The 23,753-nt window shown below is 40.2% G+C and carries 23 protein-coding genes; 9 read left to right on the plus strand and 14 right to left on the minus strand.

The genetic code is table 11. The annotated features are described in order from the left end of the window. Position 1: 1 nt before the first annotated feature. The 5 genes from ACSLUF_RS12825 to ACSLUF_RS12845 form a co-directional block, all read right to left on the minus strand. Complete coding sequence (locus ACSLUF_RS12825; RefSeq protein ID WP_435623183.1) at positions 2-910, minus strand: hypothetical protein; 909 nt, start codon at positions 908-910, stop codon at positions 2-4. Further along, the gene (locus ACSLUF_RS12830; RefSeq protein WP_435623184.1) at positions 897-2,795 is read right to left on the minus strand and encodes an FG-GAP repeat domain-containing protein; all 1,899 of its coding nucleotides are present in this window, start codon (positions 2,793-2,795) and stop codon (positions 897-899) included. The genes ACSLUF_RS12825 and ACSLUF_RS12830 overlap by 14 nt, the downstream gene beginning before the upstream one ends. After that, a complete protein-coding gene (locus ACSLUF_RS12835) occupies positions 2,779-3,723 on the minus strand; it encodes a DUF1702 family protein (protein ID WP_435623185.1) in 945 nt (314 codons plus the stop codon). Before ACSLUF_RS12835 ends, ACSLUF_RS12830 begins: the two co-directional genes overlap by 17 nt. A gap of 601 nt (positions 3,724-4,324) precedes the next feature. After that, positions 4,325-5,296 carry a hypothetical protein gene (locus tag ACSLUF_RS12840; RefSeq protein ID WP_435623186.1) on the minus strand — a complete coding sequence of 324 codons (972 nt, stop codon included), beginning with the start codon at positions 5,294-5,296 and terminating at the stop codon, positions 4,325-4,327. Continuing rightward, entirely contained in the window at positions 5,280-5,720 is a 441-nt protein-coding gene (locus tag ACSLUF_RS12845) for a hypothetical protein (RefSeq protein WP_435623187.1), read from the minus strand. The genes ACSLUF_RS12840 and ACSLUF_RS12845 overlap by 17 nt, the downstream gene beginning before the upstream one ends. Before the next feature lie 453 nt (positions 5,721-6,173). Between ACSLUF_RS12845 and ACSLUF_RS12850 the strand changes: the two genes are divergently transcribed. Both ACSLUF_RS12850 and ACSLUF_RS12855 read left to right on the plus strand, forming a co-directional pair. Continuing rightward, positions 6,174-6,308, plus strand: coding sequence for a hypothetical protein (locus tag ACSLUF_RS12850; protein ID WP_281257996.1), 135 nt, complete (start codon positions 6,174-6,176; stop codon positions 6,306-6,308). A 56-nt stretch (positions 6,309-6,364) separates the two neighbouring features. After that, positions 6,365-7,726 carry an exonuclease domain-containing protein gene (locus ACSLUF_RS12855; protein WP_435623188.1) on the plus strand — a complete coding sequence of 454 codons (1,362 nt, stop codon included), beginning with the start codon at positions 6,365-6,367 and terminating at the stop codon, positions 7,724-7,726. A gap of 358 nt (positions 7,727-8,084) precedes the next feature. On the opposite strand, the gene aceA is transcribed toward ACSLUF_RS12855, so the two are convergent. Both aceA and aceB read right to left on the minus strand, forming a co-directional pair. After that, complete coding sequence (gene aceA, locus ACSLUF_RS12860) at positions 8,085-9,362, minus strand: isocitrate lyase (RefSeq protein ID WP_435623189.1); 1,278 nt, start codon at positions 9,360-9,362, stop codon at positions 8,085-8,087. Positions 9,363-9,444: 82 nt separating this feature from the next. Next, a complete protein-coding gene (aceB, locus tag ACSLUF_RS12865; RefSeq protein ID WP_435623190.1) occupies positions 9,445-11,049 on the minus strand; it encodes a malate synthase A in 1,605 nt (534 codons plus the stop codon). 127 nt (positions 11,050-11,176) lie between these two features. Here aceB and ACSLUF_RS12870 point away from each other — a divergent pair, with 127 nt between their 5' ends. Beyond that, the gene (locus ACSLUF_RS12870) at positions 11,177-12,652 is read left to right on the plus strand and encodes a helix-turn-helix domain-containing protein (protein ID WP_435623191.1); all 1,476 of its coding nucleotides are present in this window, start codon (positions 11,177-11,179) and stop codon (positions 12,650-12,652) included. Here ACSLUF_RS12870 and ACSLUF_RS12875 read toward each other — a convergent pair. The 3 genes from ACSLUF_RS12875 to ACSLUF_RS12885 form a co-directional block, all read right to left on the minus strand. Next, positions 12,649-13,425, minus strand: coding sequence for an aldose 1-epimerase (locus ACSLUF_RS12875; protein ID WP_435623192.1), 777 nt, complete (start codon positions 13,423-13,425; stop codon positions 12,649-12,651). The two genes, ACSLUF_RS12870 and ACSLUF_RS12875, sit on opposite strands and share 4 nt — an antisense overlap. Before the next feature lie 2 nt (positions 13,426-13,427). Further along, a complete protein-coding gene (locus tag ACSLUF_RS12880) occupies positions 13,428-14,408 on the minus strand; it encodes a PLP-dependent cysteine synthase family protein (protein ID WP_435625840.1) in 981 nt (326 codons plus the stop codon). An 89-nt stretch (positions 14,409-14,497) separates the two neighbouring features. Continuing rightward, positions 14,498-15,739: an ABC transporter permease gene (locus ACSLUF_RS12885; RefSeq protein WP_435623193.1), complete on the minus strand. Its 1,242-nt coding sequence runs from the start codon at positions 15,737-15,739 to the stop codon at positions 14,498-14,500. Positions 15,740-15,742: 3 nt separating this feature from the next. On the opposite strand from ACSLUF_RS12885, the gene ACSLUF_RS12890 reads away from it, so the two are divergent. Then, positions 15,743-16,969, plus strand: a complete 1,227-nt coding sequence (locus ACSLUF_RS12890; protein ID WP_435623194.1) for an exo-beta-N-acetylmuramidase NamZ family protein — start codon at positions 15,743-15,745, stop codon at positions 16,967-16,969. On the opposite strand, the gene ACSLUF_RS12895 is transcribed toward ACSLUF_RS12890, so the two are convergent. Next, positions 16,960-17,796 carry a sterol desaturase family protein gene (locus tag ACSLUF_RS12895; RefSeq protein ID WP_435623195.1) on the minus strand — a complete coding sequence of 279 codons (837 nt, stop codon included), beginning with the start codon at positions 17,794-17,796 and terminating at the stop codon, positions 16,960-16,962. The genes ACSLUF_RS12890 and ACSLUF_RS12895 overlap by 10 nt on opposite strands. Before the next feature lie 20 nt (positions 17,797-17,816). Further along, on the minus strand, positions 17,817-18,311 hold the full coding sequence (locus tag ACSLUF_RS12900) for a YkgJ family cysteine cluster protein (protein WP_435623196.1): 495 nt from the start codon (positions 18,309-18,311) through the stop codon (positions 17,817-17,819). An 83-nt stretch (positions 18,312-18,394) separates the two neighbouring features. Here ACSLUF_RS12900 and ACSLUF_RS12905 point away from each other — a divergent pair, with 83 nt between their 5' ends. After that, a complete protein-coding gene (locus ACSLUF_RS12905) occupies positions 18,395-19,108 on the plus strand; it encodes a class I SAM-dependent methyltransferase (RefSeq protein ID WP_435623197.1) in 714 nt (237 codons plus the stop codon). Between the two features lie 40 nt (positions 19,109-19,148). After that, the gene (locus ACSLUF_RS12910) at positions 19,149-20,072 is read left to right on the plus strand and encodes a hypothetical protein (RefSeq protein WP_435623198.1); all 924 of its coding nucleotides are present in this window, start codon (positions 19,149-19,151) and stop codon (positions 20,070-20,072) included. A 4-nt stretch (positions 20,073-20,076) separates the two neighbouring features. On the opposite strand, the gene ACSLUF_RS12915 is transcribed toward ACSLUF_RS12910, so the two are convergent. Together ACSLUF_RS12915 and ACSLUF_RS12920 are read right to left on the minus strand one after the other, a co-directional pair. Beyond that, positions 20,077-20,715, minus strand: a complete 639-nt coding sequence (locus ACSLUF_RS12915; protein WP_435623199.1) for a 7-carboxy-7-deazaguanine synthase QueE — start codon at positions 20,713-20,715, stop codon at positions 20,077-20,079. Positions 20,716-20,767: 52 nt separating this feature from the next. Then, positions 20,768-21,223, minus strand: a complete 456-nt coding sequence (locus tag ACSLUF_RS12920; protein ID WP_435623200.1) for a RidA family protein — start codon at positions 21,221-21,223, stop codon at positions 20,768-20,770. Between the two features lie 56 nt (positions 21,224-21,279). Here ACSLUF_RS12920 and ACSLUF_RS12925 point away from each other — a divergent pair, with 56 nt between their 5' ends. Genes ACSLUF_RS12925 through ACSLUF_RS12935 form a run of 3 tightly spaced genes read left to right on the plus strand, consistent with a single transcriptional unit; the run spans position 21,280 to position 23,724 of the window. Continuing rightward, on the plus strand, positions 21,280-22,791 hold the full coding sequence (locus ACSLUF_RS12925; protein ID WP_435623201.1) for a helicase HerA-like domain-containing protein: 1,512 nt from the start codon (positions 21,280-21,282) through the stop codon (positions 22,789-22,791). A gap of 9 nt (positions 22,792-22,800) precedes the next feature. Beyond that, positions 22,801-23,349: a hypothetical protein gene (locus ACSLUF_RS12930; RefSeq protein ID WP_435623202.1), complete on the plus strand. Its 549-nt coding sequence runs from the start codon at positions 22,801-22,803 to the stop codon at positions 23,347-23,349. 9 nt (positions 23,350-23,358) lie between these two features. After that, positions 23,359-23,724: a cupin domain-containing protein gene (locus ACSLUF_RS12935; protein ID WP_435623203.1), complete on the plus strand. Its 366-nt coding sequence runs from the start codon at positions 23,359-23,361 to the stop codon at positions 23,722-23,724. Positions 23,725-23,753 lie beyond the last annotated feature (29 nt).

A 23,753-nucleotide genomic window follows, 5' to 3' on the forward strand; every position in this document is an offset into this window, starting at 1 on the left:
TTTACCTAACTTCCTGGGGTTTGAAAATCTCTATTTCACTATTTTTTTGTTCGGTTTTTTCTTCAAACAGATTTGAGATTACTATCCAACAACCACGGATAAGGCATACAGCCAAAAGAGCGAAGAACAACCCGAAAACTATATGAAGAGCCATTAATACGCCATATGCAAGTGCAACAGAGGCACCGAATAAAATCTGTCCCTTTTTTGAGGAAGGAGTCGTTCCGGGATCTGAAATCATATAGAATGTGAATAGTAGAAATGCTAGTCCCGTCATTGGTAAAAGCCCAGAAACAAAATGGGTGTCAAACAAAATACTTCTAAACCATGCCTGAAGGACAAAACCGATTAACCATGCGAGAATAAGTGGTGTTTTCTTGGTGAATTTATAATTGAGAAGGAATCCTAAAATTGAAAGAACCCCTGGAAATATCCAGTCTGCCAAACCATGAAAATTCTCTGTGAACATATATGGAGGTGAAATACCTACCCATGGAAAAAGGATTAAAGTAATAGCAATGCCCGCATTGGACGGATTAAGAAAATGACGGTGTCGGTTATTTATCCTTACCCTGAACAAGTACTTCGTTAAAATGGCAAAAGCCGTTGCAAAAATTTGGACTTCAAATTGCTGATTTGTATAAAGTAGCATTGCCACGGCAAGAGCTGTGATGTGAGCAGGCAACAAAAAGTTGATGAATTTTTTGGCGCCACCGGCAAATTTAAAATCCCGACCTTGGTTCTTGGCTTCGATTATCTCAAAAAGAATTTCCAAAAAATAAGCCGTGGCTAGGGATAGTATTGGATGGGCATACGATTGCTCGAATCCCAAAAAAGTGAATCCGGCAATGTTCAAAACAGATATGGCTAATGCGAATCGTTGAAGGGCTTTAATTCTATTGTTCTGCATGATTATTGCTTTTAAGGTTAACAAAATTCCATCCTGGATTTAATGTTAATATCTCCTCCAACACCTCTCCCTGTCTGTCACGCCAACGCAGTTCCACCCGTATCCTATCATCGAATTTCAGTCCAGGAAATCCAAAATATACCTCTTTGCTATTGACTCCGGAATGCCCATTTCCTCCATCCACATAGGCTACCAGCTGTTCATTTTGGCCGAGCTTAGTGCCATTGATGGAAAGTATCCGAACTTGACATCCTATCGCCGGATAACCTAAGGTTCTTTCACCAACAGTGGTCTCGATATTTGTCAAAGACTGATAGATGTTCAATCCAAGAAAGGATTTATTTCCTTCAAGCTCATTGATATAAAGGCGAGAGGGCTCCCATTGATTAGCCGCAGCAAAATCAAGATCGCCATCATGATCATAATCTGAAATGGCCAGTCCTCTTGTCACCTGACGATGGTCAATTCCCAATTCAGTGGAGATGTCAAAGTAATAACCTGCAGCATTTCTGACAAAAAATGGATTTGGTTCGTAGCCGCTCAAATCATCCCCAGAGCTAATCCTGTGCCATAGGCCTGGAAATGCCAGCAGCTCATCATTACCCATTGCCACTTCGTGCAGTTCCGGCCAACGATCGGTATGGCCTTTTACAAAACCTGTAGCTTGAATCGCTTCCTTAATACCGTCGTTATTGAAATCAGCGAATTTGCAGTCCCAACCCCAACTGCTCCGTGATAGACCCAATTGCTCACTTGCATTGGAATAAGGCGCTACATTGCCATCCGTATTGAACGTTCCGTTATGTAGAAATATAAAATGGCTCTCTTCAAGTGCGTACTCATCGGCAATATTGCTCACATAGATATCCAGAAAACCGTCCCCATTGATATCCGAGAAATCAGCTCCCATTCCCTTGAACGAATCCTTACCCAGCACACATGAGGCCATATCCGTAAATCCTCTTTTTCCTTTTAATGGTTTAAAGGAAATTTTTTCGGCATTAGATTGGTTCAAAAGCAGTTTGTCTGGTCCAAAATCATTGGAAACATATAAATCTGGCAGAAGGTCCCCATTAATGTCCGCAGCAGCCAATGCAAGCGTCCAATCTTTTGGATACTCAAGATTTTCGAGCCATTCTGTTTCTTCTTTAAATCCATTTTGGGCTTCCCGATTCCAGACAAATATCCTGTTCTTACCACCATTGTCCGCTCTGGACATGGAGTGCTGCATTGATTGTGATTCACTATTCGTCAAATCCAAAACAGCCGCATGGTCCGGAAAGTAGTTGCCAATCAAAATATCCGCATGACCATCCCCATTGATATCTGCGAGCGTTGCTGCATTCGAAAACCAATTCTGATAAGGGGCTACCAGTTCTTTTTCCTCAAATCCTCTATCCCCCTGAAGAAAGATTACCGCAGATCTTCCCCAATAGTAGACCAGTAGGTCCATTTTACCATCTTCATTGAAATCATGCGACAGTGTGCCCATTGGGGCCATTGTATTTGCATTATAGGGGAGTTGATTTAAATCAAAGGTGCCCATAGTCTCTAAATCTTTATTGATGTGATAGACCTTATTGGTTCTTACCTCTGTCAAAATCAAATCATCGAAGCGGCCATTATTGTCCAGATCTGTAAAGTTAATTGCGGCTCCCACTGACGAAATCCACGCATCTATGTTCTTGTAGGCTGGGTTGACCCTTCTGATGGTATTCATATTCTTCTCCTTAATGTCCAGCACCTCTGACCGAAAGCTAAATTGATCCACTAGGGAAACCAGTGTTGAAGCGTTCATCGAGGGCAGCCTTGCTGATATGTATAACACTCCGAGAATTACCAATGCCAATAGGGCAGAAAATTTGTTTCTAAACCACTTTTTCATATGTTTTTACTTTAAGCTTGTTCATTATTTCTTGTCGCCATTGAGCATATGGGGATACACCCGACCTATCCACTAAAACCAGAGAAGTATCGGTAAGATTAGCTGCTTCTTGGGCCGTTCTTCCACAAAAGATCTGAGCGGCCAATTCCGTATGGTCACACATGTTGTTAGCCCGCAACCGTGCCTTACATGCAAATGTCACTCCTTGACCTATTTCCAGTGGGTACTTTTCACATTCCAATTTCAATTGGTCCATTATAATTTCATCCACTCCCCCGGCATAGGCCATGGCCAAACCCACACCGGCCCATAAATCGCCTTGGAATGCTTTGCTGAAGGTGTCAATATGCCTTGAGATTTTATCTGGCTGTCCTCCATAAACAAACCACATTGCCCTTCCGACACCTTGATGGAAAGGATGTAAAAAACGATTCCCCAGTTCGGTAGGAAATTTTCGCTCAAATACATATTTTTTGGTCTTGAAATACGCTTGATGGAATCCATATCCATCAATAATGAGTTCCTTTAGCAGTGAATCAAATCGGTCTGTCTGTTTCAGAATGTTGGTAAAGGGTACTCTTGCCAACGCCCATCCAATTCCAACATGGATCATGTAGATATGATTTTGGTTCGACTTAAGAAACTTATTAATTCGCTTAAACTTGTTGAAGCCCATCAAATCCCTAAGTACAAGTCCCATTGCGGCACCTTCATAGGCAAAACCTGAATATAGTGGAGGCAGTAAGGATTCATAAACTTCTTCTTTTTCAACAATCCCATTGTGATATCCAATGAGAAATGATTCTCCAACGGTTTCCAAATGGGTTGCCGTCTTATTATTTGGACAATCAAAACCCCTTTTGTCAACTTTTACTTCATTCGAAGAGACAGAAAATAGATAGGATATTAAATGATCGGTTAGTGTCATAGAAATTCTGTGTTAAGAAAGGATTAGTAAATAGTACAGGTGAATGACGAACCAATTTAAACTCTTTGGTTTCAGTGTATTTAGCAATTGTTTTTTGTGATGTAGGAATACTAGCATCCAAGTCATTAAATGGAATGAAAGTTGAACTTTTCCACTTCTTGGATTTAAATAATAGTACAGTGCAGGGCAATGCACCACCTTGCAAGGTATTTTGGTCATGATTAGGTTGTTTAGATAGGTCATCGGACCTATGTAAGTTGTCAATTCCTATTTCTAGGAATCGTGCTAGAACTAAGAGGGAAGTAAATCGTTAAGAAAAGAGGAAGAAAAAGATAAGGAATTATATTTCAATTATATTACGTAAAAACCTTAAAAAATTTGAGGTTTTTCCACAAAACATTTTAAGCCTTATTAAATTAACCTATTCCGTAAGCAAGAAGTCTGGATGAGGGGAAGGCCTTTATTTAACATGATTTTTGAGCAATAGCTTCCAGTTCTTCCGTCTAAACACCTAACCTTTAAATTACTGATTCTCCGCTTTTTTTGTTTACTTCTACTCGATATCAAAAAATATCATCTAGGTTTATATGACAATTTTAAGTTATAAGGATAACTTAAGGGTTGCCGTTATAGAACTAAATGTTTGGTCGCTAAGGGTGGTGTAAGGGTCTGCTCCTGTCTGCCAACCATACATTATCCCAATGGCCGATTCTTCGGTAAAATTATAATTCACGCCCCCAGAAAATCTAATGAAAGTATTTAAATCTGTATCTGTGCTTCCAGAAATCAGCTCTCGACCTTTTATGGTACCCTTCAACACAAAAAGATTGGCGAATCTTCTTGCTTCTTTTTCTATTGCTACCTTGGTTTTGGTCGACTGAACACTATCTTTTATTTCTGAAACTTTGATTTCACCTTCCATTTTTCTCTTTTTCTTTTTATAGAACATCGTACTTAAGGGAAAAATGTTTAGGTCAAAACTTCCATTAAAGAGTACAATATCTTCTTCTCCACCAATGAGTCCAAATCCAAAAGAGTGGTTATGGCTAATATTTAGATAGTCTGAGAAGTTTCCCTCCTCATTGATTAATGCCGTCTGTGCCCTGAGAAATCTTAAACGTTCGTCTTTAACAGTTATCAATTGTACCGTTGTTGCCAAGATGCCTTGGAAGGCTTCTTCTTGTTTTACTCGGTCATTGGAATGCCTTAAATTCAAGGTAGTATTGAACCAAACCCAATTCTCCTCCTCGATGGCAAAAACTCTTTTTATGTTTAAACCAAACTGTTTAGCGTCTTGTTCTTTGGTCAACAATGTATTCTTGTGTATTTCAGCAAAAACGCCTATTTCCATATTTCTAACAATGTCCGTTCTGCTATACTCAACAAATCCATCAACCAGCCAATTATTATCGATGGTATCATTTCGGGGAAAAGTAGCTATGAGTTGCGCAGGTTTCGCCTTTTCTAGACTATTTGTTGTTGATTTTCCTATAGTAATTTTTGAAGCTTGAGCAATACCACTTAGTGAAAGACCCATAAAAAATACTAAAGATAATTTACTTAGCACCTTCATAGGCTGTTTGTATTAGCACCATTACATCATGTACAAGTACACATTTTTTTATTGCGGCATTTCCAATTTTCTTCACTTTACTAGGACTGATACTAGGCTTAAATTTTTTAACTGTTTGCATAAGTATGAAATTGGCCATTTTAGTCAAGCCTCGTGGCTCCTGTAAAAATGGTTTTGGAATTCCTAATCCATACTCCATATCGGATTGGGGAAAAATCTTGTTTTTGGTCAGGTTATTTGTAGTAAAAAGATGTCTAATTCCTCCAAGAATAAAATGAGCTACTTTAGAATCCGATTCTATTTCATTAATTATTTTACCAATTACTGTTCTTACCTTTTGGTTATTTGATTCAAACGCTGCTTTTCTCAATATGTCCATCATAAGAGCAGCCTCTTGCATTTCTAACTCAAATTCTATTTTCATTTTTTTATAATTATTTGAAACATGATTTTACGATTGTTAAAAAATCCCCAGTTCTAAGTATGTCTGTCAGTATAAGTGAAGTAAGTTTTTTGGAAAGAAGTCTAGGGCATCGGAAACTAATAAATAAAACTCTGATTCCTTTATATATTTCCCTTAGAAAAACTGGGGTTTTTCCGTAATTTTGGATAAATTCCTCAAAAGTCACCTATTCGGTGAGCATGAAATTCCATATTGCTGAGAAGCCATTGCTTATTGGGCTTTTCAAAGATAGGTTCTAGTCCCTCCGGTTTTATCGACCAAACCACCCATTTCCTCTATAAGAAAAATGGTTAAAAAACGTCTTTTTTCGATTAAAACAGTTCTTAATACCATTTATCCTCAGTTTTTAGACTTAACCGATACTTTTCAAGGAAATGACAGTACTTGACCAACTTTGGAGTAAAACAAATCCCCATGAAAGTTTTACTACTTCGAGCAAAAAAAGAGTTTTCCGTACAGGATAATCGTGTAGCAGCGATTAGCTGTCTTATCATTTCTATTACCGTTTTCTTTATTATGTCCGTTTTGGGCAGGAACATCCTGCTGTAACAATCGCTTGACATTTTTGACTTCTTGTATCGATAATTTCTGGCTAACTTAGTCAGGTGTACACCATAATCGATATAGAGACCACGGGCAACGGTATCAAAGGCAACCGGATTACTGAAATCGCGATATTTAAGCATGATGGTAATCAGATTGTGGACGAATTCACGTCCTTGGTGAATCCTCAATGCCCTATTCCTTTTTTTATTACGGGTCTTACAGGTATCGATGACCAGATGGTGGCCCATGCTCCGCTTTTCTCCGAAATAGCGGATACCATTCTAGAGTTTACCCAAAATAGTGTTTTCGTGGCCCACTCGGTTAATTTTGATTATGGGGTCATCAAAGAGGAATTCAGGCAACTGGGGATACCTTTTGTTCGCAAGAAACTTTGTACGGTTCGTCTTTCCAGAAAAATCATCCCAGGGCTGCAGTCCTACAGTTTGGGGAAATTGTGTTCGGCCATTGACATTCCCCTTTCCGATAGGCACCGTGCTAGAGGGGATGCCCATGCCACCGTGCTCCTTTTTGAAAAGCTTTTACAGAGTCCAAGTTCTGAAGCGGTTATCCAGAAGTTTCTCAATGCCCGGAGTCAAGAGGCTACCCTACCCCCTCATTTGGATAAAGCCGAACTGGATGCCATCCCCCAAAAACCAGGCATTTATTACTTTAAAGACCGTACCGGCAACATTATTTATGTGGGCAAGGCCATTAACCTAAAAAAAAGAGTGTTAGGGCATTTTTATGATAAAAGCGAAAAAGAGATTAGGCTCTGCAGAGAGACAGCCCATATTGATTTTGAGCTCTCAGGGAGTGAATTGGTGGCACTTTTGATGGAATCCGCTGAAATAAAAAAACACTATCCCATTTATAATCGAGCGCAAAAGAAAAACATCAAACAGTTTGGCATCTTTTGCTATGAGGACCGAAAGGGAATAAAGCATTTGGCATTCAATACTTTAAAATCTATTCAGCGACCCCTCAAAATATTTAATAATCTTACAGATTGCAGGCTTTTTTTAAAACATGTCTGTATGTCTTACAACCTCTGTCCAAAATATTGCCATTTACAGTTGACGGAATCCAATTGTTCTTTTTATGAGGACTCTTTTTGTGAGGGAATTTGTTCAGGGAAAGAGAAGGTTGAAAGGTACAATGCCAAAGTGGACAAAGTTATTGCGGATTTGAGGGAAGAAATGACTGGAATAAAACTCCTAAAAGAAAAAGGGAGGCATCTAAACGAAAAGGCTTTCGTGCTTGTGGATGATGGTCAATATAGAGGGTATGGGTTTATAGAAGATACGATTGAAATACATTCCAAAACTGATATTGAAGCTTTTCTTATTCCCCAGAAAAATACTCCGGAAACACAGCGTATAGTGGAAAGTATGATGCCTAAACTAGAGTGTCTGGAACTTTAGAATTTTTGGGGCTATACTTTCTTTTTTATTCTACGGTACATTTTTATCATGAAAACAATCCATGCGAGTACAATCAGGGCCGCAATGCTGATATAAAAAACAATAACATCCATACATCCAATTGATAGTTTAAAAAGCCCCGACACCAGAATTCCGAAGGAAATCGTATTGTTTCTTTTGAGAAAAGTTCTAGCAAAATCGATAAACAAAAAAGACCAATTTGCTTTGCTTACCACTAAATTAACAAGAAAAAAGACATGAAATGTTAAAAAATTATGATTTTTTTAACCATTTTGTTTAATCAAAACAAATGCCCCTTTTAACAGGGGCATTTGCTAACCAACTAAATTAGAACGCATCAGAATTGAGCGGTTTCTGTGCTTCCTTTCATAGCTACCGTACTTGATGTACCTGAGGTAACAATATTCTGGACCGTATCGAAATACCCGGTCCCTACAAAACCTTGGTGTTTTACAGCTTTGAATCCAAATTCCTGCAATCCAAATTCTCTTTCTTGCAATTCGGAGTAACCGGCCATACCTCGTTCCTTATAGGCTTTGCTTAATTCAAACATACTTGTATTAAGTGCGTGGAAGCCAGCAAGAGTAATGAACTGAAATTTATACCCCATTTCTGCCAATTCTTCTCTAAAGGTCTCCATCTCCTCCACACTTAGTTTAGCGGCCCAGTTGAAGGATGGCGAACAGTTATAGGCCAACATTTTATCTGGATATTGGGCGTGAATACCTTCAGCAAACTTCCTAGCTTGCTCCAAATCGGGTGTGGAAGTCTCCAACCAAATCAAATCTGCGAATGGGGCATAGCTTAAACCACGGTCTATTCCTTGTTCCAATCCATTCTTTACATAGAAGAATCCCTCTGGAGAACGCTCACCTGTTATGAATTTATGATCTCTTTCATCAATATCACTGGTCAACAAATTGGCTGCATCGGCATCTGTACGTGCAATGATAACTGTTGGTACTCCCAGAACATCCGCAGCTAATCGTGCTGCTATCAATTTATTCACTGCTTCTTGGGTTGGTACCAATACCTTTCCTCCGAGGTGTCCGCATTTTTTTGCTGAACTGAGTTGATCCTCAAAATGAACTCCCGAGGCACCACTTTCAATCATGGACTTCATCAATTCGAAGGCGTTAAGATTGCCTCCAAATCCAGCCTCAGCATCGGCAACAATGGGAACCAAATAGTCCTTTTTATTTTCCGTGCCATTTACTACCTGAATCTGATCGGCTCGTAACAAGGCATTGTTGATACGTTTCACGACCATGGGTACGCTATTTGCAGGATATAGTGACTGGTCTGGATACATTTCACCTGATAAATTGGCATCTGCCGCAACCTGCCATCCGCTCAAATAGATAGCTTCAAGTCCTGCCTCTACTTCCTGAATGGCTTGATTTCCAGTCAAAGCGCCCAAACCAGCTACAAAATCTTGACTATTCAATTTGTTCCAAAGCTTTTCAGCGCCCATTTGAGCAATGGAATAATCTATTTCATAAGAGCCTCGAAGTTTTATCACTTCTTCTGCCGTATAGGGTCTTTCAACTCCTTTCCATCTCGGGTTGATCGTCCAATCCGTCAATAACGCTTGAATTCTTTCCTTTTTTTCCATAATTTTAAATTTCGAATTTGATATGAATCCCATGTAATGTTCGCGCATTCTTGGGATTTTTTTAGTTGTTGATAATACGTATTTATGCGATTTCGCGATAGGCTTTCAGGGTAAGGAACTCTTCAAACTCCCTTGTTCTTACCAGTTTATCGAATAGCTCAAAAGCCTTTTCAAATTGGGTGTTCCCCATATTGGCCTCACCCACCAGATGAATAATTTTATCTTTCTCCTCTTCAAAAATCTTTGCGTAAAGGGCATCATTAAATTTTCTTCCGTCATCCAGTTGTGCCTTGAATTTTCTCCATTGCCATAATTGTGTTCTGGAAATCTCCGCAGTGGCAGCATCTTCCATCAAATTGTATAAGGCCACACAACCATTGCCTCTCAACCATGCTTCGAGATATAGAATGCCAACATTCATATTTTTGCGGATGCCAGTCTCCGTGATGGTTCCCTCTGGAATAGCAATCAAGTCCGATTCCGAAATAACATCCTTTTCACGTAACATGGTGTTTATTTGATTGGACTTAGGCATATGCTTGTCGAACTCCTCCATTGCAATGGAAACCAGTCCAGGGTGGGCTACCCAGGTGCCATCATGACCATTTTTCACCTCCCGCTCTTTATCCAGTCGCACTTTTTCCAAGGCAGCTGCATTTGCTACAGGGTCACTTTTAATTGGGATTTGTGCCGCCATTCCGCCCATGGCGTGGATTCCTCTTTTATGGCATCTTTGAATGACCAAGCGTGAATATGCATCCATAAAGGGAACGGTCATGGTCACTTGGTCCCTATTGGGTAGAATGAAACTGGGATGATTCCTAAATTTTTTGATGTAGGAAAAAATATAGTCCCAACGTCCACAATTCAGTCCAACTATATGGTTTTTTAATTCATAGATAATCTCATCCAACTGGAAACTTGCCGTGATGGTCTCAATCAAAACAGTTGCTTTAAAAGTTCCAACCGGCACACCCAAGTATTCTTCCGAGAATGTGAAAACTTCATCCCACCATCTAGCCTCCAGATAGTGCTCCAATTTTGGTAAGTAGAAATAAGGTGCAGAACCTCTATTCATGAGCTTTCTTGTGTTATGAAATACATAGAGGGCAAAGTCAAAAAGGCTTCCTGAGGTTTCTTCCCCGTTAATCAACACATGACGTTCATTCAAATGCAGTCCGCGGGGTCTAACCAACAATACCGCAACCTCATCATTTAATGTGTACGATTTGTCCTTTTTGGAATCGTAGAACGAGATGGTCCTAGCATTTGCATCAAGAAGGTTCTGTTGACCTTGAAGACAATTGTCCCAAGTAGGAGCGTTGCTGTCTTCAAAATCCGCCATAAAGGTCTTAGCGCCAGAGTTTAGCGCGTTTATGACCATTTTTCGTTCCACGGGACCCGTAATCTCCACTCTCCGGTCCAATAAATCCTCAGGTATATCCTTGACCTTCCAATCTGCATTACGTGTTTCCTCAGTCTCAAGTGGAAAAGAAGGCATAATTCCACGATCAAATTTGGCTTGTTGTCTCAATCGTTTGTTCAAAAGTTGTAACCGTTCCCTGTTGAATTTTTGATGTAGCTCTATGACGAATTCCAAAGCGCCGTCCATAAGCAGCTCTGGATAGTAATTGGTCACTTCCTTTGAAAACTGAAGGTCTGTGGGTGATGCTAAGATATTTTCCATGACGTACTAATTTTGTTCATACAAGAATAAATTAAAGTTTTGAAAAAAGCAAGCGAACGTTCGCTAAATATTATTTATTCGCTATTTTTATATTATTCGCAAAATAGCCTATATTTGATTGCGAAAAATGGAAGAGGAATACATCAAACTTATTTTTGGATTAAAACTGAAACAGATTCGGGGGAGGAAAAATCTATCCTTATTTGGACTTTCAAAGCTCACCGGACTTTCAAAATCGTACCTCAATGAGATTGAAAAAGGGAAAAAGTATCCTAAAACGGATAAAATAGCTCTCCTGGCCGAAAAGCTGGAAATCCCTTATGACAATTTGGTGTCCTTAAAACTGGACAAGAACTTAGCTCCCGTTGGGGAATTGCTTCAATCGAAAATTTTAAAGGAATTGCCCCTTGACCTATTTGGCATCAAGGAAAGCGATTTAATCGATATTGTAGCCAATGCCCCGGCCAAAGTCAATGCCTTCATTAGCACTATCATAGAAATTGCCAAGCATTATGATTTTGGAAAGGAGAGCTTCTTTTTAGCAGCTTTGAGATCCTATCAGGAAGCCAACCAGAATTTCTTTTCTGAATGGGAGGCTGCCGTGGTAAAATTTGCCGAAGCGTATCAAATTAATTTGGAAAAATCGGTCTCTTCCAAGGAACTGGAAGAAATATTGATTGAGGAGTATGGCTACAACATCAACAATGAGGACCTTATAAAACATAACGAGCTGGACAATCTCCGTTCCATTTTTGTGCCCAAAACTAAAACATTACTTATAGCAGACCATGTCGATGAAGCCCAACGCACCTTTATTTACGCCAAAGAGATTGCCTACAATTATCTGAATATTACAGAACGTTTGTACACCTTTACCTGGATTAAGTTTGAGAGTTTTGACCAGGTATTGAATAACCTAGCGGCTTCCTACTTTGCAGGTGCCTTGATTATTCCAAGAAAACTTTTGGGGGAATACCTTGACCGTTTTCTGGCTAAACCTAATTTTGACAAGACCTTTTTGGCCCGAATGACCAAGCGATTTAATGCTTCGCCAGAATCCTTATATCAACGTTTGACCAATATTCTTCCTACAGATTACAAAATGGAAAATCTCTTTTTCCTGAGATTTGCCCATCGAAAGGGCTCTCAACGTTTTGACATTACCAAGGAACTGCATCTCACACATCAGCATTCGCCGCATGGTAATGAAACCGATGAAAAGTACTGTAGACGCTGGGCCTCCATTCGAGTGTTGCAGGAAATTGAAAAAACAGGAAACGAACATCATATCCAAGTTCAAATTTCCCACTACCCCAATGATCAACTTTCCTATCTCATTTTTGCGTCAGCTACCCAAGACCCTTTTAACGAAGACCTTTTTAGAAGTGTTGGCATTGGTCTTCTCATCAATGATCAGCTTCGTAAAAAAGTGAATTTCTTAAATGACCCCTCTATTGCCACCTATAATGTAGGGGTTACCTGTGAGCGCTGTCCCATTTCAGATTGTAAGGAACGTATGGCTCCACCATCCATCCTATCCCAAAAGGAAAAGGACGCCAAAATAGACACGATTGTTGAAGGACTTAACCAAAAATTTAGCTAGGAACCTACGGAGATCAGCACTTTAAAGTGTGCTTCGCCATTTAGTTGTTGAAAGCCTTTGTGAAGATCTTTTTCCTCAACTGCGTAGGGGTAAAAACTTACGGGTTCGATGCACACCATATTCCTAACCTCCGTCCAACACATGAAATGACCAAAACCTTCTGTGGAAACGGTAATCTTCTTCTCATCTTTGAGTATGATCGAAGTGCAGTCTGCCACCTGCAATGCTCTGCTTCCCACCGCCAGGACCTCATCCAATGTAATTTGTCTATCCCCGGCAACAATTATGGGGTTATCCGCATGTAATTTGAATGCGGGATGGTATCCCAACATAAATGGCATTCCTTGGTCTCCGTTTATGGTAAAAGTAATTTCAAGCCCTCGGGGAGTAAGCGTGTAGCTCTTTTCAAATTCAAAAGTATACGGCCATGTCAAATACTCAACATCTGATTTTTCAGGAAATTTGCGATTTCTAATTGGAGTATCAGCCGTATATGCTTTTCTGTACGCAGCTTGTGTCTCACTACTGGAAAGCAACCCATAGTTCATCAACCTCATATGTCCATGCTGGTCCAACACTCCATTCCCTTTGGGTGTTTTGACCGTATAATTTGCCTTGGCCACAGGCCCAATTATTGGAAACATCTCAGTGTCAGCACTACTCCAACCTGGACTTCCTTTTTGATGGATGAATTCATGGCCGTCAACCTCGAAACCCACCAATTCTCCCGCATCAATACGAACACTTTGGTTTCCCAATATTAATTTTTCCATAGCTATTCTATAAAACCTTGTTCGCGCATCCAGTCATCATTGAACATTTTGCCTACGTATCTACTACCATGGTCGTGAAATAAAACTACTACGACATCATCTTCCCTAAAATGCTCCTTTAGTTGCAAAACTCCTTTAATCGCTGCTCCGGCTGAGTTCCCCAAAAACATACCTTCTTCTTTCGCTAATCGTTGGGTATAAACGGCAGCATCTTTATCCGTTACCTTGGTAAATCCATCGATGATATCAAAATCTACATTCTTGGGTAAAATATCCTCACCAATACCCTCGGTGATATAGGGATAAATTTCATTCTCGTCAAAAATCCCCGTCTCATGGTATTTCTTAAAAACAGAACCATAAGTGTCCACTCCCCACACCTTTACATTGGGATTCTGTTCTTTGAGATATTTTCCAACTCCAGAAATGGTACCCCCTGTTCCTACCCCGACTACAAAGTGGGTTACTTTACCGTCTGTTTGTTCCCAGATTTCTGGACCTGTACTTAGGTAGTGACCTTTGGCATTGGAAGGATTATCGTATTGGTTGACATACCAAGAATTGGGAATTTCTTCTCCCAACCTTTTGGCTGTGGAATAATAACTTCTAGGGTCGTCAGGGGCCACATCCGTAGGGCAAACATGCACTTCACTTCCGACAGCTTTCAGGATATCAATTTTTTCTTTGGACTGTTTATCCGTCGTAACACAAATCATTTTGTACCCTTTAACGATAGCCGCCAAAGCCAAACCCATCCCAGTATTCCCAGAAGTCCCCTCAACAATGGTACCGCCAGGTTTTAATCGACCGTCAGCTTCGGCATCTTCTACCATTTGCAAGGCCATCCGGTCTTTCACCGAATTTCCTGGATTAAAAGTTTCATATTTAGCGAGTACCAAACAAGGTAATTCCGAAGTAAGTGTATTCAGTCTAACCAAGGGTGTATTCCCGATGGTTTCCAAAATATTTTCTGCATATTCCATATCGGGTGCAAAGATAGTTTTTTGAAAGAGGGAATCCATTTATCCCAATCGAAATCTACTTGAAATGGCAAAAAGAAAGCAATGGTCCATTATTCAAACTTCATGGCCTTTACTGGGCTTATTTTGGTGATGATATAGGAAGGCACGAGTAACATTAGAAGACATAATAACATTACCCCAAGATTTAATATAAGGACTGTAGGAACATCCATAAACACGGGAATGTATTCGATGTAGTATTCCTCAGGATTTGGGAATTTGAAAATGCGATAACGATTTTGAATGTAAAGTAATACCAACCCGATGAGATTTCCCCAAAACAGACCAATGGAAATTAGATAAGCCGCATTATAGAGAAATACTTTTCGAATACTCCAATTCTCTGAACCCAAGGCTTTCAATACCCCAATCATCTGGGTACGCTCCAAAATCAACACCAACAAGGCTGTGATCATGTTGATTCCACCTACGATAATCATGATTCCAATAATAAGGGCAATATTGAAATCGAAAAGCCCTATCCATTCGAAAATGCGAAAGTATTTGGATTTGATATTTTGGGTATCCAAGCTGGAAATAGTCTTACCGTAGATTTCGTTGGTTTTGGTCTCCATTTCATCAAAATTGGAGAGAAAGACCTCAAAATTCCCAATTTGATTTGCCCCCCATTTGTTCATTCTTTGAATGTGGCGGATATCTACAAAAACATAGGTCGCATCAAACTCTTCAAATCCACTATCATAAATTCCCACAATTTGAAAACGGCGGTTGTTCGGCACTTTGGAAGGGTCATCTTCCTTTAGAAAAAAAGAGAAAAAAGAATCTCCAACCCCTAGTTGCAATCTATTGGCCATTCTTCTTGAAATCAATACCTCATCATTGAGTTTGCCTGTATAATCGGGCAACCGACCATCTACCAAATATTCTTCAAAGACCGTCCACTTGTAGTCCGTACCTACTCCTTTGGCAAGCATTCCTTCAAAAGTGTCCTCAGTGCGAATAATTCCACCTTTGGTGGCAACCGCCTGGATGTGCTCCACCCCATCCACAATGTTGAACTTGGGATAAAATTCCTGTTCCAAAGAAACCGGAACAACAGAAACTTCAGAAGCATTATTGTCGTAATTAGAGATTTGGATATGCCCATTAAACGCTGCCACTTTTTCACGAATCTTATGCTTTAACCCTACCCCAGTGGCAATGGCAATGAGCATCATAACGATACCGATGGCAATAGCAGCAATGGCAATTTTTATTATAGGAGCGGAAATACTAATTTTATGTTCCTTTCCTGTAATCAGGCGCTTGGCAATAAATAGTTCTAAATTCAACGGATGCCCAATTTATCGGTTCTCAAAAGTACATTTTTCTGTTTGGTTTTACTGCTTTCTTCCTGCAAAGGAACACCTCAGGCCAAAGATGTTAGCAGTCCGAGCTCCGAGAAAGAAATTCAGAAAGATATTGTCGTCGGTGCCAACAGAATAGATAATTACCTTGGTCTTTTAAAGGATAAGAATGTAGCCGTTGTTGCCAATCCCACCAGTGTAGTTTTCAAAAAAGATGGATACACGCATTTAGTGGATTCCTTGCTTTCACATCAAGTTGAAATCAAAAAAGTATTTGCTCCTGAGCATGGATTTAGAGGTAAAGCAGATGCTGGAGAGCTCGTAGCGGATGGGTTGGACAAAAAAACAGGATTGCCTATCGTTTCTCTTTATGGGAAAAACAAAAAACCGTCCAAAGAACAGTTGGTGGGTATTGACTTGATTGTCTTTGACATACAGGACGTAGGCGTTCGCTTTTACACCTATATCGCCACCTTGCAATTGGTCATGGAGGCTTGTGCTGAAAACAACATTCCAATTGTTGTCTTGGACAGACCCAACCCAAACGGACATTATATCGATGGTCCAACCATGCAAAAAGAGCAAACCAGTTTTTTGGGCATGACAACCATTCCTTTGGTATATGGAATGACGATTGGCGAATATGCCCAGATGTTGAATGGAGAGCAATGGTTAACTGGTGGGTTGAAAGCTGAACTTACCGTGGTTCCTTTGGAAAACTATACACATCAAAACTCGTATTCCTTGCCCATTCGTCCTTCTCCTAATTTACCGAATGATACCTCCATTAACCTATATCCCAGTATGGGGCTTTTTGAAGGGACCAACGTTAACGCGGGGCGAGGAACTGAGTTTCAGTTCCAGCGCTATGGGGCTTCTTTTCTGGATAGTACTGCTTATGATTTCAGTTACGTACCCCAACCTAATTTTGGCTCCAAATTTCCAAAAGAGGAGGGAAAAACCTGTTATGGCAAGGATGTGTCCAAGCATCCCAAAATGGACTCTATCTCTTTGAAATGGCTTATGGAGGCGTATAAAAATACCGTTGACAAATCCAAATTCTTCAAAACAGATTCATTTACCAAGCATTCAGGGACCGAAGAGCTTCAAAAGCATGTTGAATCTGGTCTTTCAGAGGAAGAAATCAAAAAAACTTGGAAAGAGGATTTAGAATCCTTCAAAAAAGTGCGCAGCAACTATTTGCTTTACGACTGACCTTCGGTGGTAGGCCTTCTGTATTTATGAAACGGCTGCTTCAACAGTCCAACGATGCTACTGTTTTCCTTTTCATCAGGAAAAGTATCCACCCCATAAACAATTTTATCCGGGTCTAGCTGCATATAGGTCCCAAACATTCTATCCCAAATAGAAAAAATGTTTCCATAGTTAGAGTCCGTATAGGGTAATTTATAGTGATGGTGCACTTTGTGCATGTCAGGACTTACGATAACCCAGCTAATAGCTTCATCCACCTTCTTGGGCAATTTAATATTGGCGTGGTTGAATTGGGATAATACGACTGACATACTTTGATAAAGCATTATTATTCCAATGGGCGCTCCGACCAAAAAAACCCCAATCAAGGTGAAAGTATAGCGAATCAAACTTTCCAAAGGATGGTGGCGATTGGCCGTTGTGGTATCCACATTATGGTCAGAATGGTGAACCAAATGGACCATCCACAACGGTTTAACCTTATGTTCTACCCAATGAGCGGTATAGGCTCCTATCAAATCTAAAAACAGCACGCCCAAAAAAACATACAACCACAAAGGCATTTCAGGCAACCAATTTATAATTCCGAACTCGTTAGCCACCGCCCAGTCGGATGTTTTGAGCAACAAAAAGGCCAACGGAAAATTGATTATAATGGTAGTCAAGGTGAAAAAGAAATTCGGTACAGAATGTCGCCATTTTTTGTACGGCACGTTAAAAAGTGGCACTATGCCTTCCAGAATCCAAAAAAAAGTGATTCCCCCTACTAAAATCAAACTACGATGAAGCGGGGGAATGGTCTCAAAATAGTTCATCAACTGCTCCATATTCCAAAGATAAGAAATCGTTAGGGCTTAATTTTTTTCTTCATTTCCTCTACAATATTAAATGCAGCTGGACATATGGCCACATTTTTAAGGGTAAGGTTAGAAATCTGATGAAATTTTTTGCGGTCCGTATGTGGAAACTCCCGACAAGCCTTGGGTCGAACTTTGTAAATAGAACAGTAATTATCAGCACCTAAAAAAGCACAAGGAACTTGTTGCAACACATAATCCCCTTCTTCATCGATTCGAAGGTAGGTTTCGATAAAATCAGAAGGACGCAATCTCAAGTGTTTTGCTATTCGTTCAATATCAGCCTGAGTAAAAAGAGGTCCCGTGGTCTTGCAGCAATTCCCACAGTTGAGGCAATCGGTGCGCTGAAATTCCTCCTCATGAAGCTCCTGCATCAGATAATCCAGGTTTTTCGGGGGCTTTTTTTTGAGTTTTACGAAAAACCGCTTGTTTTCTGAATGCTTTTCTTGGGCTTTCTGAGGGAGTTGTCGAAGCTCTTCTTCCATAGAGGCAAACTTAAAAAACAGATTGCACTTAAACCTTTAATGTTATTTAAAGTCCCATATTTGTAACCTTCTGATGGACCTTTATGCCTGATATTTTTGGACAAGCGGCACTTGATTTCTTTAACGGTGAGTATACTGAAGACATCAAAACCATTTCCTCCTTGGGAGATGAAGATGTAATTCCTGTTCCCTATTTGTTTCGAAGTTTTGATGAAATGCCCTCTTTGGAACAAAAAGCATTAACCCTATGCAAGGGTCAAACGCTAGATATTGGCTGCGGAGTGGGCAGCCATAGCCTTTATCTCCAAAACAAGGGTTTTCAAGTAACCGCTTTGGATGCTTCCATTGGGGCGATTGAAGTTTGCCAAAAACGTGGACTTCGCTCAACACATCATATTTCCATTGAAAATTTTAAGGGATCCCAGTACGATACCTTATTGCTTCTGATGAATGGAATAGGATTGGCAGGAACGTTAAAAAACTTGGAAAGGTTTTTGCTGCATTTAACAACATTATTGAAACCGAATGGTCAAATTTTACTCGATTCCAGTGATATTATTTATATGTACGATAATGATGATGATGGGGGTGTATGGGTGCCAGGTGACAAAGATTACTATGGTGAGATTAGTTTTTTTCTAGAATATAAAGATGAAAAAAGTGAGCGTTTAGATTGGTTATATATTGATTTTGAGACCTTAAAGCAGGAATGCCAAAAAATAAATCTGAATTGTGATCTTGTAATATCTGGGGATCATTACGACTATTTAGCTAAACTCTCTTTTAAGAGAGAATAAAATCACAAAAAATTGCGTTTAAGATTGTAATATTTTTAAAATGAAAAAGAACAGAATATTCCTCCTTTTAGTTCTTATGGGGTTTTTCATAGCGTGTTCATCAGATGGCGCTACTGAAACACCACCTGAGAATCCAGGAACCGGCACAACTCCACCCACACCTCCACCACCAGATGTTGACAGGTCTGGAAATCTTTTGGCCACCGGAGCTTCCGCCAATGACCTATTGGCAAATACCAACTTCGATAGGTTACAAATTGAAATAGCGCATCCTCCAGGTTTTAGGCCTAGCGTAGAGACCATGGCCAATTTTCAAGATTTTGTAAGACTACATTCCTTTAAGGAAGATATTGAAATCATATTCAATGAGTTCCCTTCACCAAATGAGGAAACCTTGACCTTACAGGAGATAGATAGCCTTGAACAGGCCAATAGAACTGCCTTCAATGATGAAAATACCCTAGCTGTATACATTTATTTTGCCGATGCGCCTTCAGATGGGGATGATGAAGAAGAAAATTTAGTTACTCTTGGGGCTGTCTTCCGTAATACGTCTATGGTAATTTTTGAATCTACCATACGAAGATTGGCACCTCCAGATAACAGCGGAGCACCTGTCACCCTTACCGATGTTGAAACGGCTACCCTTAATCATGAGTTTGGACATCTTTTCGGATTGGTCAACTTAGGTACTGAAGCAATTAATGACCATGAAGACGTCGATGCACCAAATCACTGCAATGTAGAAGGATGTTTGATGCAGGCTCAACTGGAGTTTGGGAGTCCCGCAGCAAGAGGTTTAGTTGCCTTGACCGGTAAAGGGGAAAGATTGTCTTCCGCCTGCACTTTAAGCGGAGTTGACTTGATAAAAATGTTACAGAGCAGGGCTGCGCGTACATCCGATGTAGTTCCCATTTTGGATGACGAATGCGTACTAGATCTAATGGGTAACGGCGGACGCTAAACCCTTATGGGATATTCAAATATTTATGGGTCTGTAAGGATACCTTCCATTTGGGATTTTGCATAACATAATCCACAATTAAAGGAATCATTTTGTCCCGAACGCTCCATTCCGGTTGAAGGTATAAAATACAATTTGATGAAACTTTAGCAGCTTGTTCTTCAGCAAAAATAAAGTCATGCTTGTTATATACAATTACCTTCAACTCGTGGGCTTTGGCATGCACCTCACCCACGGGTAGTTTATTTTTTTTGGGAGAAAGACATATCCAGTCCCAGATTCCGGTGAGCGCATAGGCTCCAGAAGTTTCAATATGTGTCTGTAGATTCCTAGCTTTTAGTTCTTGTGTTAAAGGCCCCATATCCCATGTTAGAGGTTCTCCACCAGTCACAACAATAGTATCAGAATATTTGGCGGCATTTTCCACAATGGAATCAATTGAAGTGGGAGGATGGGTTTCAGCATTCCAACTTTCTTTGACATCACACCAATGGCAGCCTACATCGCAACCCCCTACCCGAATAAAATAGGCAGCAGTACCTTTATGGAAACCCTCGCCCTGAATGGTGTAAAATTCTTCCATCAAGGGCAACATTTTCCCTTGATTTACCAAATCCATTACACTTTCTACTTCCTTAATCATTGGGCAAAGATAGTGCTTAGTACATTGTAAGTCGAAAAGTACTAATGAGGAATTACTCTTTTGCAGCGATAACGTCAATTTCAATTTTTGCCCCGGCGGCCAGACCAGCAGCTGCATAGGTAGTTCGGGCAGGTTTGTTGGTGAAATAGTTTATATACACTTCGTTAAAAGCCCTGAAATCATTGATATCACTTAAAATCACCGTGCATTTTACCACATTTCCCAAGGTCAGGCCATGCCTTTTCAACACCCCTTGAATATTTTTGATAGCCTGTTCGGTTTCACCTTGAATACCTCCCTCTGCCAATTTTCCCACACTTCGGTCCATCCCTATTTGTCCAGCCAAAAAATAGAGGTCTCCAACTTGAACGGTTTCGCTAAAAGGAGCTTTCTGACGTTTGGGGTCTGGCGATTTATGGAATATGATTTTGTCATTCTCCTGGGCGTAGGTAGAAAATAGGAATCCGAAAACAGCTAGCAATAGAAAAAAAGAGGATTTCTGTTTCATCTTGGCATTTTTAGAATTGCTTAAAATTACCCTATTTTTATCGGAAATTGAACTGTATGGGTAGGAAAGAGGAATTCTTGGCGCACATTGAAAAAGGATATGCCACCAAAGGCGATTACATTACTATGGGAGCAGGCATGGTGGATGGAGAGACCGTGACCAACGCCTTTGTAAAGGTACCTTTGAAAACCTTAAACCGCCACGGACTTATTGCTGGTGCCACGGGTACGGGAAAAACCAAAACGCTTCAGGTTATTGCGGAAAATCTTTCCAATAAGGGCATTCCCGTATTGTTGATGGACCTTAAAGGAGATCTCAGTGGTATTGCCCAACCCAGTCCTGGACATCCTAAAATCGATGAGCGCCATGAAAAAATTGGATTGCCTTTTGAGCCTAGTGGATTTCCCGTTGAAATTCTTACGCTTTCGGAACAAGATGGTGTTCGATTACGCGCAACTGTTTCTGAGTTTGGACCGGTTTTACTGTCTCGAATTTTGGACCTTACCGTTACTCAAGAAGGCATAGTAGCCGTAGTTTTCAAGTATTGTGATGACAACAAACTACCCTTGCTTGATTTGAAGGATTTTAAAAAGGTACTGCAATATGCCACAGGGGAAGGAAAAAAAGAATTTCAATCCCAATATGGAAGAATTTCAACGAGTTCAACGGGAACCATCTTGAGAAAGATCATTGAATTGGAACAACAAGGTGCTGAACTTTTCTTTGGGGAGAAATCGTTTGAGGTGGATGATTTGGTTCGAATTGATGAAAATGGAAGAGGATTTATCAACATTATCCGCTTGACCGATATCCAAGACAGACCCAAATTGTTCTCCACTTTTATGCTGAGCTTACTTGCGGAAATTTATGGTACTTTTCCTGAACAAGGTGATAGTGATCGGCCCGAATTGATTTTGTTTATTGATGAGGCACATCTCATTTTTAAGGAAGCTTCCAAAGCTTTGTTGGACCAAATTGAAAGTATTGTAAAACTGATCCGTTCCAAAGGCATTGGACTCTATTTTGTTACGCAAAACCCCACGGATGTTCCAGATGACGTTTTGGCGCAGCTTGGGCTAAAAGTCCAACATGCCCTTCGTGCTTTTACCGCTAAGGACCGAAAAGCCATAAAACTTACTGCGGAAAACTATCCAGATTCTGAGTTTTACGATACCAAAGAGGTGTTGACTTCCTTGGGAATTGGTGAAGCGCTTATTTCTGCCTTGGATGAAAAAGGAAGGCCAACTCCCCTGGCGGCAACCTTACTTCGCGCACCTATGAGTCGAATGGATGTCTTGACTCCTTCTGAATTGGAAGAAGCGATTGGGAAATCAAAGTTGGTTAAAAAATACAATGAAGAGATTGATAGGGAAAGTGCTTATGAAGTGTTGAATGAAAAAATAGAAAAAGCTGAAAAAGAGGCCGAAAAAGAAAAAGAACGAAAAACCACAACACGAAGAACGTCTTCCCGTAGTCGAAGTACCCGCATGAATCCGGTTGTAAAGGTCTTGACCAGTGCAACATTTATTCGAGGTGTGCTTGGAGTATTGAAGAAAGTCATACGATAATTGCCCATCATGAAAAGAACAGCCTTAGCCTTGCTTGTTTTCAGTTTTGTACTTCTTACTTCCTGTGAAGAAAAAGATGAAACCTTTGTCATTGGAGAAGAGCGTATCGGTCCACTCTTAAAACAAACCCCGGCCTCGGATGTTGAGTCCGTTTTTACAAAAGATTCAGTGGTCAGGGATACCTCTGGACCGAAATTAGGGGAAGCTTTCAGGAAAATCAAGATTTTTGAAAAAGGAGGGAAGCATTTGTTGACCCTTACTCCAAATCAAGATAGCATCCCCACTATAGAAAACATTCGAGTTTTTGACGCAAGATATCTAACGGAAAGTGGGGTTGGCCTTCAAAGTACCTTTAAAGAAATCAAGGCCAACTATGGCATCAAAAAAATAGTGACCACCTTAAATAGCGTTGTGATTTTTCCTAAGCAAAGTAATCTCTATTTTACATTGGACAAAGAAGACCTTCCAGCGAGTCTTCGATATACCACTTCAAGTATTGAGGAGGTACAAATTCCAGATGAGGCGAAAATCAAATATCTCATGCTCGGATGGGATTAAAACCGTGCAATGAGTAAAAAATATACGCTACAAAAAACCCCTTTCATAGTTCCAACGGATGATGGAAAACATATTGCCGAACACTTTGGTTTGGCTACGGATGGAAACCAGAATATAAGCATTGCCCATATGGTAGCTCCTCCCGGATGGAGCGAACCCTTCCAAACCCCGGAATTTGCTGAATATACTTTAGTAGTAAGAGGCAGAAAACAATTTATTATTGATGATGAAACAATTGTTCTCAAAGCTGGAGAATCCATCATGGTAGATGGACATACTCGTGTTCAATACTCCAACCCCTTTGATGAGGAGTGCGAATATGTCTCCATTTGTCTTCCCGCCTTTAGCATAACCGCAGTTCATAGGGAAAGTTAGAATCGTTCTTTTTTATCATTGAAGTTTTA

Origin of the sequence: Flagellimonas sp., assembly GCF_965601775.1 — a bacterium.
Taxonomy (GTDB): domain Bacteria; phylum Bacteroidota; class Bacteroidia; order Flavobacteriales; family Flavobacteriaceae; genus Flagellimonas.